This window comes from Oribacterium sp. WCC10, assembly GCF_900113415.1.
GTDB lineage: Bacteria > Bacillota > Clostridia > Lachnospirales > Lachnospiraceae > Oribacterium.
Genome location: NZ_FOPH01000021.1, coordinates 1 through 13,558 on the forward strand (window position 1 = coordinate 1; position 13,558 = coordinate 13,558).

Annotated in this window: 12 protein-coding genes, 2 tRNA genes and 2 riboswitches; of the genes, 5 read left to right on the forward strand and 9 right to left on the reverse strand. The window is 36.5% G+C overall.

Features of this window, described 5'->3' with window-relative positions:
* Positions 1-213, forward strand: a 213-nt coding sequence (locus tag BM294_RS16030; RefSeq protein WP_175494685.1) for a hypothetical protein, incomplete at its 5' end; no start/stop codon positions are given.
* A 312-nt stretch (positions 214-525) separates the two neighbouring features.
* Complete coding sequence (locus tag BM294_RS13130; protein WP_091209183.1) at positions 526-1,839, forward strand: sigma-70 family RNA polymerase sigma factor; 1,314 nt, start codon at positions 526-528, stop codon at positions 1,837-1,839.
* A gap of 63 nt (positions 1,840-1,902) precedes the next feature.
* On the opposite strand, the gene BM294_RS13135 is transcribed toward BM294_RS13130, so the two are convergent.
* The 4 genes from BM294_RS13135 to BM294_RS13150 all read right to left on the reverse strand — a co-directional run bounded on the left by BM294_RS13135 (position 1,903) and on the right by BM294_RS13150 (position 4,843).
* Positions 1,903-2,334 (reverse strand): CAP domain-containing protein, encoded by a 432-nt coding sequence (locus BM294_RS13135; RefSeq protein WP_091209186.1) that lies wholly within the window; start codon positions 2,332-2,334, stop codon positions 1,903-1,905.
* A gap of 15 nt (positions 2,335-2,349) precedes the next feature.
* Positions 2,350-2,423: riboswitch (cyclic di-GMP riboswitch) on the reverse strand.
* Between the two features lie 106 nt (positions 2,424-2,529).
* Positions 2,530-2,603, reverse strand: a riboswitch (cyclic di-GMP riboswitch).
* Between the two features lie 185 nt (positions 2,604-2,788).
* The gene (locus tag BM294_RS13140) at positions 2,789-4,156 is read right to left on the reverse strand and encodes an MATE family efflux transporter (RefSeq protein WP_242944538.1); all 1,368 of its coding nucleotides are present in this window, start codon (positions 4,154-4,156) and stop codon (positions 2,789-2,791) included.
* Positions 4,157-4,401: 245 nt separating this feature from the next.
* Positions 4,402-4,474, reverse strand: a tRNA-Lys gene (locus BM294_RS13145).
* 297 nt (positions 4,475-4,771) lie between these two features.
* Positions 4,772-4,843 (reverse strand) — tRNA-Arg (locus tag BM294_RS13150).
* Positions 4,844-4,990: 147 nt separating this feature from the next.
* On the opposite strand from BM294_RS13150, the gene BM294_RS13155 reads away from it, so the two are divergent.
* The 3 genes from BM294_RS13155 to BM294_RS13165 are packed head-to-tail and all read left to right on the forward strand — an operon-like array spanning position 4,991 to position 7,815.
* Complete coding sequence (locus BM294_RS13155; RefSeq protein WP_175494686.1) at positions 4,991-5,713, forward strand: TIGR01906 family membrane protein; 723 nt, start codon at positions 4,991-4,993, stop codon at positions 5,711-5,713.
* 13 nt (positions 5,714-5,726) lie between these two features.
* The gene (gene hflX / locus BM294_RS13160) at positions 5,727-7,007 is read left to right on the forward strand and encodes a GTPase HflX (protein ID WP_091209192.1); all 1,281 of its coding nucleotides are present in this window, start codon (positions 5,727-5,729) and stop codon (positions 7,005-7,007) included.
* Positions 7,008-7,011: 4 nt separating this feature from the next.
* Positions 7,012-7,815 (forward strand): YlmH/Sll1252 family protein, encoded by an 804-nt coding sequence (locus tag BM294_RS13165; RefSeq protein ID WP_091209196.1) that lies wholly within the window; start codon positions 7,012-7,014, stop codon positions 7,813-7,815.
* A 111-nt stretch (positions 7,816-7,926) separates the two neighbouring features.
* Here BM294_RS13165 and BM294_RS13170 read toward each other — a convergent pair whose 3' ends face one another.
* From BM294_RS13170 to BM294_RS13190, 5 genes are all read right to left on the reverse strand, one after another.
* Positions 7,927-8,841: an amino acid ABC transporter substrate-binding protein gene (locus tag BM294_RS13170; protein WP_091209199.1), complete on the reverse strand. Its 915-nt coding sequence runs from the start codon at positions 8,839-8,841 to the stop codon at positions 7,927-7,929.
* A 266-nt stretch (positions 8,842-9,107) separates the two neighbouring features.
* Positions 9,108-10,454 carry a trigger factor gene (tig, locus tag BM294_RS13175; RefSeq protein ID WP_091209201.1) on the reverse strand — a complete coding sequence of 449 codons (1,347 nt, stop codon included), beginning with the start codon at positions 10,452-10,454 and terminating at the stop codon, positions 9,108-9,110.
* 109 nt (positions 10,455-10,563) lie between these two features.
* Positions 10,564-11,961, reverse strand: coding sequence for an aminopeptidase (locus BM294_RS13180; protein WP_091209204.1), 1,398 nt, complete (start codon positions 11,959-11,961; stop codon positions 10,564-10,566).
* Positions 11,962-12,176: 215 nt separating this feature from the next.
* A complete protein-coding gene (gene lepB / locus BM294_RS13185) occupies positions 12,177-13,034 on the reverse strand; it encodes a signal peptidase I (protein WP_091209207.1) in 858 nt (285 codons plus the stop codon).
* Between the two features lie 60 nt (positions 13,035-13,094).
* Positions 13,095-13,415 (reverse strand): DUF3783 domain-containing protein, encoded by a 321-nt coding sequence (locus BM294_RS13190; protein WP_091209210.1) that lies wholly within the window; start codon positions 13,413-13,415, stop codon positions 13,095-13,097.
* Positions 13,416-13,558: the final 143 nt, after the last annotated feature.

Consider the following 13,558-nt stretch of genomic DNA (forward strand, 5'->3'; position numbering starts at 1 on the left):
GACAACCCTACCACCGAGATCGTTACTTATACTGTACAAGGCAACGATGACCGGAAATACTATGTTGATGATTATGCACCTGAAAGCTACCATGAACTTAATTCAAATATTTGCTTTCCGGTATATATCAAGACCTATATCCGAAAGAACGGAGAGGCTTCATATACTATCAATATCCAGAAAGTCGAAGCAGGCAAAGGTGAACATTTCTGATTATTACAACCTCACGGCTGTGGATGCATTTTTCTTAGGATGTATTCATGGCCGTTTTCTTTTCCGAAACCACTTTTATATCTGACATACAGACGCTTTACAGTCTAGTGGGCTCCCTAATCCAAGATAATTATCATTGTTCACTCAGCACAATCAAAATGCTATCTAACATTTAATTTTTTTCTAAAATAACGTATCTGTTTTTGTACTCATTTAAATACAAAAAAGCGATTTTCACTCTGAGCCGTTTAGACTATAATAGCCGAGTTACTCAAAAACCGACTAACAATTTATGTGATTTGAAAATAGATTATGGCCAAAAAAACATTAGATCCTCTTGCATTTAAAAGTATTTTAAAAACACTTAATTCATTTAAAAACTCTCAAAACGGTGTTATTTCCGAGAAGCAGCTCATAGAATCTTTTATAGAATATGATGTTACTGATGAGCAGATGACTAACATTCGCGCTTATCTTGCAACACAGGATATTACAGTACAGAAAATAGCACCAAATGTTTCGGCAAAAAGAGATAAAGCTGTTTCAAACACCGCAGGCTCAATTACTTCAGCCTCAAAGATTTCTCCGGATAAAGCTACTTCCGGAATATCAGGTAGCTCTGTTAATAAGTCTCATGATACCGATTCTGAATCAACCGATGAGTTTGACGATGAGGAAGAGATAAACGATGAAGATATTCTAAGTGATGATGAGTTTTCTGATGATGAGCTTTCTGACGAGGATAAGGATGCCAGAAATATCAACATTGATTCACTTAAAAGCATAGAATCTATTAGCACAGATGATCCGGTTCGAATATATCTTAAGCAGATAGGTATTTATCCTCTGCTTTCAAAGGAAGAAGAGTATGCACTTGCATGCCGCTCAAGAGATGGTGATGCATACGCCAAATCCAGATTGATAGAGTCCAATCTTCGTCTTGTAGTTTCCGTTGCGAAACATTACGTTGGACGTGGAATGAATTTCCTTGACCTCATTCAGGAGGGTAATCTTGGGCTGATGCATGGCATAGATAAGTTTGATCCGGATAAGGGATTCAAACTTTCAACCTATGTTACATGGTGGATCAAGCAGTCTATCATACGTTCTCTTGCAGATCATTCAAGAACTATACGAGTTCCTGTTCATGTTGTTGAACTTATAAACAAGACAAAGCGTATTTCCAGAGAAATGTCTTTGGAACTTGGACATGAACCTTCTCTTGAAGAACTTGCTGAACGTATGGATCTTTCATCAGAACGTATTGCAGAAATTCTTTCTTATGACAATGGTCTTACTTCACTGGACAGCAAGGTTGGTGATGATGAAGATTCAGAGCTTTCAAATTTTGTAAAGGATGATAAAATCATCAGCCCTGAACAGAATGCAAATCATATCATGATGAGGGAAGAATTGGATAAAACACTTTGTGTATTATCCGATAAGGAAAAAACCGTAATTGAATATAGATATGGTCTGATAGATGGACAGGAACGCACTCTTGAGGAGATTGGACAGATGTACGGTCTCACTCGTGAACGAATTCGTCAGATAGAATCCAAAGCTATAAGAAAACTTCAAAATCCAAAATATAAGCGAATGCTTACAGGATTCCTCGAAGACTAATAAAAGCTCCGCAGATTTAATCTGCGGAGCTTTTATTATTATCATTTTTTTATTTATATCTGATTAGATTCCAAACTCCTGTGCCCAATATGTTCTTCCATTCTTAGTTGTTGTGGAAATTGAGCAGGTAGTAAAATCTGATCTAAGGATATTTGCTCTATGTGACTCTGAATTCATCCAGGCATTAACTACTTCATCAGCTGAGTTGTAGCCTTCTGCAAGATTCTCACCATACATGATATCAGGATTTACTGTGTACCAGTCTGATCCATTGGCTCTTGTATGTGAAAACTTATATGTAATCTCTTCAGCTCTTACAGATGCTGCATTTTCAAGTGCTGCACTGTACTTAACTTCTGAAAGACCGTTTGCTATTCTAATCTGGTTAACTTTTGCTAAAGCCTCCGCTTCCATATTGGTCTGAGCAAATGCTGTAAAAGACATCATAACAGTTACGAACAAAACTACTACTAAAGATCTTATACGCTTATTCATCTTATTTTTCCTTTCAAGTGCAACTGGCTGACCTTTCGGTCCCTATAGCTTTGCGTCGCCGGATTTCCCCGGTTTTGCTATTTAAATGATTCAGAATAAAAAGAATGGCACCGGAATTGAATTCCGCTGCCAGTTAACCTAGAACAATCTTTATTAGTTTTGTATTTAACTAAGTATGGAGTTTTTCTCCATGAAGATTGCAACTGGCTGACCTTTCGGTCCCTATAGCTTTGCGTCGCCGGATTTCTCCGGTTTTGCCGAAATGTGATTTAGGTTATATCACACCTTTAAAGAGAATTACCTTTCTATGTTTGTTTCTGTTTTATATCCTCTTTACATTTTCTATTTTATCATTTATTTTTTAAATTGCAATAGATTTTATTAAAAATCAGCTATTAAAAATGTTGTTTTAATTTGTATTATGGCCGATATTTTTAATAAAACTCTATAATTATTACTTTCCGCCATTATATAAATGGTTTTTAATCTTATTAAACTTAATGAAAAAGTAGCTTACTTCAATAAGGCAACAGGACATCCATCCCACAGGATATCCAAATGCTACTAATGCCGGCGTATTGGCTATAAATCTTGTTATTATAAATAGATAAATCTGTCTGACAACAACAAATGTAACAAGCATTATTATCATAGGGCCTTTTGAATCTCCCCTTCCTCGGAGCGCTCCTGCAAGTACATGATTTATACAGTTGAACATAAGAAAGTAAACATTGGTCCTAAGGAAAAGTATCCCATAGCTGATAACACTTTGATCTGATGTAAAAAGCCTCACGGAATGCGCTGCGAATATCCATATGACAGTTGCTATTATTCCTGTAATCAGAAGAATCATTCCTACAGCTATCTTTGTTCCGTCATTTGCACGCTTGACTTTTTCTGCTCCCATATTCTGACTTACAAATGTTGTAGACGCCATGGCCATACTCTGCATTGGAAGCATTATAAACTGATCGATCTTATTGTAGCAGCTCCAGCCTGCCATACAGCTGGATCCGAAGAAATTTATATAGGCCTGAACAAACACATTTGAAAATGCTGTTATAACTGACTGAACTCCTGCAGGAAGTCCCACAAGCATTATCTTTCCTAATGTTGCTCTGTCTATCTGGAGATCATTCCATGTAAGCTTATAAATATCGTTAGTTTTTGTGAGAAGCCTTAACGTTAGAAATGCTGATATAAATTGTGATATGATTGTTGCCAACGCCACTCCCACAATTCCCAGCTTAAATACAATGACAAAAACTAGATCAAGAATAATATTCAGGATACTTGTAAGTATAAGAAAATACAGAGGTCTCCTGGTATCTCCTACTGCACGAAGAATTCCACTTCCAATGTTATAAATAAGCAACCCTGATATACCTGCAAAATATACCCTGAGATATAGTGTTGCCTCACTCATAACATCTTCCGGTGTTGACATAAAATTAAGCATAGGTGTAACACCTAAAACTCCTATTACAGTAAAAATAAGAGATAAAACAAAAGTTGACGCTATAGTTGTTTCAGTTGCAATATGGAGCTTTTCCATGTCTTTAGCACCAAAGTATGTACCAATCACTACTCCTGCTCCAACTGAAAATCCGTTAAAAAAGAAGACCAACATATTTATAATCATCGTAGTTGCTCCTACTGCCGCCAATGCTTCTGTCCCGACAAAATTACCAACTACTATAGAATCGACCGTGTTATATAACATTTGAAATATGTTACCAAGCATCAAAGGCATTGCAAACAGTATTATCTGTGCAATAATATTTCCTTGCGTCATATCCAATGTAGTTGTTGTTTTTCTCACGCCTGCCTCCTTGTGAATCTTGCACCTGGATGAATAATTATAACATTCAACCTCATTTTCCTAATTCTATTATTATCTTTCCTATATTTAAATTTATCTTCGATTTTATCGCAGAAGTGATACTTCCATCAACCTATATTGATATTCTATCTTTTTGAGCAATAAAAAAATGCAGCTGCAAAAGTTTCCACTCTACAACTACACTTTACAGACATATCATTACTGTAATTATTGGCAACAAAAAATGCACCTTCAGGGACTTGAACCCTGGACAAACGGATTAAGAGTCCGCTGCTCTACCAACTGAGCTAAAGGTGCATATCGTGTCGCCGTATCTCAGCGACGCGATATAATATAACCTTTTTATTCGACTATGTCAACTGTTTTTTGATTTTTATTTTGCAGCATCTGCAATAAGACTAATATATCCTGCCGTATCTGCAAGTGTTGCGCCACTTACAGAATCAACAGCATCACTACTATATTTATTATAGCTTCTCTCATACTGTCTGCTTTAAGCTATATAAGTTTTTTCGTAACAAAAAAGCAGAAGGATAGTTCCTTCTGCTCTTCTACACATCAGATTCTATTAATTATAAAATAATCTTAATCATATGTTCCCTGCGGGAATCGAACCCACAACTACAGCTTAGGAGGCTATCGTTATATCCATTTAACTAAGAGAACCTAATTATTCAGACAATTAATATTAGCATATTAAACTATCCAGTTCAACCACGTATTCCTATACTCAATAATGCACCATATAGCTTTGAAGCCAGATTCATGCTACACTTAAGTTCAATTATATTCTATATAGGATTGGTCATAATAATGAAAATTATACATCATACTTTCCTTGGCTTTATTTTTTCCATAATGCTTATATTTATCAACTTTGTAACGAGCTTTGAAGCGGTATGCTATTGGACACCGGATTTTTATAGAAATGAATTTATAAAATATGATGTTACCGGCTCTCTTAAAACATGGATGGGGGAATCCATGAAACTCGACGATATGTGCTATGTTATAGACCAGACTATGGTATATCTTCGTGGCGATCGTGAAAATCTTATCATTGAAACAAATATAAATGGCAAACCTGCTATGTTTTATAATGAAAATGAAAAATCTCATATGGCTGATGTGAGAGATTTATTTGTACTATGTATATTTCTACGAGCTATTTTTATTCTTTCTTGCATAGCCATAGCCGGCTATCTTATAGTTATAGCTAAACCATCCGGATCTTTATATTATCTTAGTCGAGGTTATATACACATCTGTCTCATTATACTATTCATTGTCTCGCTAATCGGTATTCTTGCAGCTGCAGACTTCACAAAATACTTTACAATATTCCATCAGATTTTTTTCAGTCAAGGCAACTGGTTATTTGATCCAAGAGAAAGTCGTATGATAAACATGCTTCCTGAAGGTTTCTTTTCTGATTGTGCTCTTAAAATCACTTTTACTTTTATACGTTCAGTTATAGTACTTCTCGTAGCAAGCATATTGGCAGTAGTATTTACCCACAAAAAAATCTATAAATAACCGGAGCTATATAATGATTCAAAATGAAAATATAAATGCAAGAAAAGCTGTTCTCGTTGGAGCATGCTTAAATAATGATAGCACTTTCGCTACATCTATGAAAGAACTGGAAGGACTTGCTAAAGCAGCAAATATCGAAGTTGTCGCCGACATTACTCAGAATCTTGATTCTCAGGATTCTGCCTACTATATCGGTTCAGGTAAAGTCCGGGAGTTGAAAGCTGCTGTATGGGAAATGGATGCTGATATTGTAATTGTCAACAATCAGCTTTCTCCATCACAGCTTGCCAATCTTGCACACGACCTTGAAGTTGAAGTGATTGACAGAACCAATCTTATTCTCAATATCTTTGCAGATAGAGCAAGATCCAGAGAGGCTAAGATGCAGGTAGACTATGCAAAGCTTCAGTATATGCTTCCTCGACTTGTGGGTCTGCGTCAGAATCTTAGCAGACAGGGAGGTACTGGTGGATCCATGTCCAACAAGGGTTCTGGTGAAACTCAGATAGAGCTCGATAGACGACATATTGAAAAGCAGATGTCTGAACTTAGAAAACAACTCCGTGAGGTAAGCCAATACAGAAATACACAACGCAAAAAAAGACAAAACTCCGGTATACCTCAAGTTGCACTTGTCGGGTATACCAATGCCGGTAAATCCACACTATTAAACAGGATGCTCAGTACCTACTCTCCCGATGACGAAAAGAAAGTAATGGTCAAAGATATGCTCTTTGCCACACTTGATACTACTGTCAGAAAGATAACACCTCCTGATCATCGTGATTTTCTTCTTTCTGATACAGTTGGATTTATTAATGCCCTTCCACATGATCTTATAGATGCCTTCCATTCCACGCTTGAAGAGGCAATAAATGCTGATCTTATACTTGAGATTATTGATTACTCCGATGAAAACTATCAGATGCATATGGATGTAACTGCCAAAACACTTAAAGACCTCGATGCAGGTCACATTCCTGTATTGTTTGTTATGAATAAGTGTGACAGAAAATATCCGGAATCAGAGCTTCCCATTGAACGTGGAGATAAAATATATATATCTGCAGAAAAAGGCATTGGTCTTGATCTTTTGTTAAAAAAGATAGATGAAAAGCTGTTTTCCGGTTTCCTTACCATGGATCTTTTAATCCCCTACACAAAAGGCAGTATTGAACATGACCTTCAGGAAAGGGCCAGAATCATCTGCACTAAATATGAAGATGACGGAATACATATAAAAGCTGATCTTAATCAGGAAATGATAAAAAGATATTCGGAGTTTATTCAATAACATTATGGAACATAACAATTATCTTGAGGGACATATACGTGATTTGTCAGAACGTGCCTTCAATAATGATTATCTTACTCATACAGGCTTTTTGTCTTTATCAGAACTGGCATTTTTTTATTCACTTGTACAATCATCAGGCATTTCTCCACATATGCATATTTTTAATGGATGTCCATTTTTCGTGTATGGAGGCCATGAAGATTCCGAAAGAAGTGTTATATGTTTCCTTCCAAGCTATATGACCCGAGAAGATTTCCACAAAAATGAGATATCTCATGGGGATATTGTGAATTGCATCCACATAACACCTCTAAATAAAAAATTCGCAGACGAATTAACACATAGAGATTATTTAGGAGCTCTTATGAACTTAGGACTAGAGCGTGACCTTATAGGAGATATTCTTGTAGATGAACAATCAGCTTTCGTATTTGTTTTATCAGAAGCCTCTCATATCATTTCGGAAGAACTCTCAAGAGTTAAGCACACCTCTGTTCAATGTAATATAATATCTCCTTCTGAATGCACAGTTAAGACAGTTTTTTCCGCAATAAGCGGATCAGTTGCTTCGGAACGTCTGGATGCCATTCTTTCTATGGTTTTCCATTTGTCACGTGGTAAATCACTAGATATTGTTAAATCAGAAAATGTATTTGTAGACGGAAGAATTCTTACGGACCCAGGTTATACATTAAAACCAGGTGAACGTGTTTCAGTACGTGGATATGGCAAGTTCATATATGAAGGAACAGGTAATTCTACCAAAAAAGGGCGTTTCTACGCTAATGTAAGCCTATATTCATAATTCTTATAAAATAAAGCTCAGTGTTGACATACTTTACGTCAACACTGAGCTCTTTATCAATCGATAAAGTTACTGGTATTTTTATATTTCTCTAATGTCCGTACACAACTATCACTTAAGTGTGAAAACATTAGAACCAAACCACTCGTTTGAAATTTTTTCTACTGTTCCGTCAGCAACCATATCCTTAAGTGCTTCACTTACAGCATTTGCCAGTGCATCATCACCCTTCTTAAATCCAATTCCGTATTCCTCAGCCGCTAGTGTATCCTCAAGAATCTTCATATTTTTTCCTGAAGATGTAATCTGATATCCTGCAACAATACTATCCATACAAACAGCATCGCATGCACCTGACTCAAGATCCATAAGCGCTGTATTATAATCTGCAACCTCTGTAAGTGACCCAAATGATGAAAGGAGATCGGATGCATCATTAATAGCATTTAAACCTGAACTGTCTTTCTGAACTTCTACAGCCTTCCCCTTAAGATCTTCCATTGAAGCTATATCAGAATCACCAGCTACTACAAATACCTGATTGTTAGCCATATATGGTCCAACCCATGTGTATGCATCTTCACGGCCCTGCATGGTAAAACCATTCCATATACAATCAATATTACCAGACTCAAGTTCCATATCCTTCGCATCCCAGTTTATTGGTTGTGGAACATACTCAAGGCCTAAACGTTTCGCAACTTCTTCAGCAAGAGCAAGATCAAAACCTGTATACTCCCCATTATCACCTACAAATCCCATAGGTGGAAACTCCTGATCAAATCCCACTGTAAATTTTCCTGTTGCCGTCTCAACCGCACTTGATGCATTTTCCTCAGTTTTTGATTCATCCTTTGCTGCTTCAGTTACAGCTTCAGTTACAGCTTCAGTTACAGCTTCAGTGCCTGCTTCTGTAGCCTTTGTTGTCTCTGTAGCTGGTTCTGTTGATGTTTTGGATGATCCGCATGCTGCAAGTGATGCTACAGTCATTATTCCGGCAAGTGCAAATACTAAATTCTTCTTCATAAATACCCTCCTCATCACAATCGCCTATTTTTATTTGTAAGGCGATAATCCAAATGCTCACATTAAAAATGCAACCCAAAATGTCTTTATTGAAATAGCACCTTTGATAGCATCTATTCTATAATTCAACACTCTACCATGCTAAAGCGTTGGTGTCAACAAAAAAGTCACTACTTATCACACATGGGATATGCAGTGACTTTAACTTATTTATCTTCTCGATGAGTAATGATTATGATTCTGTTCATAACACAACCAACTAGATATCACTTAGCATTACTCTCACTTTCAGCTTCAGTTTCATCTCCAGCTTCAGTACTATATACATCTGTAACTTTCTTTGTTTTGAAGCCACCCTCTCCTTCAAGGTCATTAGTTGCCTTTGTTTCTTCAACCTTTTCTTCAGTTGATTCTGATTCAGCTGCGACTGCAGACTCCTCTGCTATCTCAGATGCATCCTTTTCAACAATCTTTATCTGACTTTGGATATATCTAAGTACCGCATCATTAACAGCTTCTTCCTTTACCATATCTCCGCCAAACTGCTCAATGAGCTGGACCTTATTCAATTCTCTCCCACTAACAGTACTAAGCTTTTCTACAAGAGCATCTACAACTTCATCGGTTGCGCTTATTCCCTGCTCATCAGCTATATAGTTTATTACAATTCTCTGTCCTGCGTAGTCTGATGCAAAGTCTCTGATTTCATCTTTAAAATCATCAACCGTCATACCATACATTTTGAGCATATCAGAGAGACCATAACCGTACTGTTTTACATTATCAATCTCTGATCTGATAACATATGCCTCCGCATAATCCTTCATTTCAGTAGTAAGCCCTATCTCTGAATTATCTACTATCTGCTGAAGTGCCTGCTGTTGAATATTGTTATCATATGAATAGTCAGCCTGGGTCTGAAGAAGTTTTCTCTGCTCTTCTCTGAATTCATCTACTGTCTTTGCCTCTGTTTCAGCCTCTTCTCCATGCTTCTTGAGCCATTCATCTGTAAGCTCTGCAGTTCTTGAAACCTTGTTTACAGTTACCTCAAAAACAGCAGGCTTGCCGTTAAGCTCTTCCTTGCCATAGTTCTCAGGGAATGTAACATTTACAGTTACTTTGTCACCGGCCTTGGCACCGACAAGTTGATCCTCAAATCCATCTATAAACTGACCTGAACCAAGTGTAAGATCATATTTTGATCCTGTTCCTCCATCAAAAGCTACACCATCAATCTTACCTACATAGTCGATGTTTACTGTATCACCTAGCTCAGCAGGACCATCTACTTCATCCTTATATATCGACATAAGGCTTTTAATCTGATTATCTATCATATCGTCATCTACTATAACCTTTGGTGTAGTCTCAACTGTTATAGTACTAAGATCCACCATCTTGATATATCCCATATCCTTACCCTTTGGCATTTCAGGTACTACTGTATTCTCAAGCTCAGCTATAGCCTTATCCTCCGCTGACAGCTCACTTGCTGTTGCTGTGTCTACAGAAGCAGACTCTGATATCTCTCCTTTTTTTGCTGATCCGCATGCAGCAAGTGATGCTAATGTCAATACTGTTGCTACTGCAAGAATTAACTTATTCTTTTTCATAATTTTCTCCTCATTATTGGGGGATCTCACTTCTTATACAAGATTTTTAACATATGAAATCTTTAAATCCCCGATTACCCCCTAATGTATTCCAAAATCATTCTTATATTTATTTGTTAAATGCTGCAAATGCTTTATATGTATAGTAAACATCCAGCTTTGATGTAACTTCAAAAGGTGCATGCATTGAGAGTACCGGTACTCCAAGATCGACTGTATCAACGTCCATATTAGCTATAAACATTGCAATAGTTCCGCCACCTCCTGCATCTACCTTTCCAAGTTCTCCGATCTGCCACATAACATCTTCTGAGTCCATGTACTTGATAACCTTATGCATGGTTTCTGCAGATGCATCGTTTGAACCTGATTTTCCTCTTGATCCTGTGTACTTTGTAAGAACCGGTCCTCTATTAAGATATGAAGCATTATTAGTTTCATAAACATCAGGGAATGTAGGATCAAATGCGGCATTTACGTCTGCAGAAAGACAAATGGAATTTCTAAGTACATCTCTGACTCTTTCTCCCTCAGTCTCTACAAGATCCTCCATATAATGAAGAAGCATATCTCCTGCCATTCCTGTAACCCCAACAGAACCTATTTCTTCCTTATCTACAAGTACGGTTACTGTTGTATACTCAGGCTTCTTGCATTCTACCTCAGCCATAAGTGCTGTATAAGCACAAACTTTATCATCCTGTCCATATGCACCGACAAGTGAACGATCCAGTCCAACATCAACAGCATGCTGAGCAGGAACCATTGTTATCTCAGCTCTAAGGAAGTCTTCCTCTATGATTCCATACTTTTCATTAAGAATAGAAAGCACTTTAAGCTTAAACGCTTTCTTAACTTCTTTATCCGCAATTGGTGTCGACCCAAGAATTACATTAAGTTCTTCTCCCTTGATTCCGTCAGCAAGTTTTCTCTGATTCTGCTGCTGAGAAAGATGCGGAAGGAGATCTGATACAACAAATACAGGGTCTCCCGGATTTTCTCCTATATTGAGATCCACAGCAGTACCATCCTTAAGCATTACCCTGCCATGCATAGCGAGAGGTGTAACACCCCACTGATACTTCTTGATTCCACCATAATAATGAGTCTTGAAATAAGCCAGCTCATCCTTTTCATAAAGTGGATTTGGCTTAAGATCAAGTCGTGGCGAATCAATGTGAGCAATATTAAAATGAACTCCCTCTATAAGCGGCTTTTTACCAAAGGTAGTCATAATGATATTCTTACCACGATTATTGAAATATACCTTATCTCCGGTTTGGTACTTTTTATTTCTTTCAAATGGCTTGTAACCATTTTCTTCAGCTAAAGCTATTGAATACTTAACAGCTTCTCGCTCAATTTTTGCATTATCCAAAAATGTTTTGTAGCCTTCACAGAATTCTATAGCTTTTTCTACATCTTCGGGACGTTCCATTCCAATGTTCTTGATCTTATAGCAAAGCTTCTCTTCAAGCTTTTGTCCTTCAGTCTTTGTATTTGACATATGCTTTTCCTCTCTTTACTACGTATATTTACACGCATTTAGTACTCATTTTAGTTTCAAAGTACTGCAATATCAACGTATTCTAATGTTTTTATGTGTATAAAATGTGAAAAGGACCGGACAAAGCCGATCCTTTTACTTAAAACCACATCTGTTCTATAGCTGTTTTTCATTTTTTGTATTTTATCAGAGTTTAAATAAACCTGATATTAATATCATTTTACAAAACCAATATCATTTAGAGGCCAATATTTTATGTAAACTTTTGCAAGCATTCTGTCTCTTGCCACCATATTGTACTGTCCCCAGTAACGGGCATCCATTGAATTGTTTCTATTATCTCCAAGAACGTAGTAATGTCCTTCAGGCACTGTCACATCAACCTCAGGGAACATATTTCCATCTACTATCATTGGTTCCGACAAATAGACTTCTTCTTTTGGCACTCCATTCACATATACTGTTCCCACAGGTACCTGAGGCTTACTACCATCAGAATTCATTCCTATGTTTATATTATGAAACTCCGAAGCATCTGCCGTTCCTGTTCTCTTTATCTCTATATGATCTCCAGGCAAGCCTATAACTCTTTTTACATAATATGTTTTCTTATTTTCTTTATCCGGCCTTCCGCACAATGGACATGCATGCTCATCATTTTCTCGGTACATCTGATCATCATTTTTACATGTATAGCCATAAACAAATATGGCAATATCATCTCTCTGAACTTCACCAAATGTATACTGAAGTCTTGATCCGAATACTCTTGCTCCCGGCATGATGGTATTTTCCATTGATCCTGTAGGAATAGTTGAATTTGCTATAATGAAATTATTTATAAAGAATGCCAGTAAACCTGCAACCGCAAATACTTTTATCCAATCAATAATTTCAGAAATTATAGGATTTTTATTTCCTATATCTTTTTTATCGTTCTTATTTGTTAAGGTAGTATCAGAATCATTTTTTTTCTCAATACTGCTTTCAGTGTCTGGTTTCTGAATGGCTGTTTTTTCCTTTCCACCTTCAGAATTCTTTTCCTTAACTACTTCTATTATATTATCAGTCATTTTTCACCTCTAATCATGAGCTTATGATTCGATACATTTTAACAGATTGGTTAATTCAATTCAATTATCCCTATTAAATTGTATTCTTTCATGTTCTCTTTTTATTTCTTCATATAGCTTGTATAATGACCAGTCTTTATTTGTAACTGTCTCTACACATTTTAAATTTATTCTTATATTCTTTTTCTTTAGGTCTGATAAAAATTTCTCCATGGCAATTCTGTCTATTCCGCGCATATAAAGCAACTCTGCATCCTCAGGTAATTCTGCAAGATCTTCACTATCAATGCTTTCAATCTTTATTCTGTTAAAAATAGCAACAGATTTTACTTTTGTCTCTTTACTTTTATCTTTTTTATTTATGTATAGCATACTTTTCATAGATGTTATCTCCTAACCTATAGCTTTACCTTAAGCTATTTCATAATCAGAATCCTATATTGAAAGCACTTGATTACAATGATAGAATCACATTATATCATGGTTTAATTCTATTCTGTTTAGTTTCATAAGAATTTGTATAA

Excerpts from the sequence above, each read along its gene's own strand:
- BM294_RS13130 (WP_091209183.1), top strand. The coding sequence starts at position 526 with ATGGCCAAAAAAACATTAGATCCTCTTGCATTTAAAAGTATTTTAAAA.
- BM294_RS13135 (WP_091209186.1), bottom strand. The coding sequence starts at position 2,334 with ATGAATAAGCGTATAAGATCTTTAGTAGTAGTTTTGTTCGTAACTGTT.
- BM294_RS13155 (WP_175494686.1), top strand. The coding sequence starts at position 4,991 with ATGAAAATTATACATCATACTTTCCTTGGCTTTATTTTTTCCATAATG.
- hflX (WP_091209192.1), top strand. The coding sequence starts at position 5,727 with ATGATTCAAAATGAAAATATAAATGCAAGAAAAGCTGTTCTCGTTGGA.
- BM294_RS13165 (WP_091209196.1), top strand. The coding sequence starts at position 7,012 with ATGGAACATAACAATTATCTTGAGGGACATATACGTGATTTGTCAGAA.
- BM294_RS13170 (WP_091209199.1), bottom strand. The coding sequence starts at position 8,841 with ATGAAGAAGAATTTAGTATTTGCACTTGCCGGAATAATGACTGTAGCA.
- tig (WP_091209201.1), bottom strand. The coding sequence starts at position 10,454 with ATGAAAAAGAATAAGTTAATTCTTGCAGTAGCAACAGTATTGACATTA.
- BM294_RS13180 (WP_091209204.1), bottom strand. The coding sequence starts at position 11,961 with ATGTCAAATACAAAGACTGAAGGACAAAAGCTTGAAGAGAAGCTTTGC.
- lepB (WP_091209207.1), bottom strand. The coding sequence starts at position 13,034 with ATGACTGATAATATAATAGAAGTAGTTAAGGAAAAGAATTCTGAAGGT.
- BM294_RS13190 (WP_091209210.1), bottom strand. The coding sequence starts at position 13,415 with ATGAAAAGTATGCTATACATAAATAAAAAAGATAAAAGTAAAGAGACA.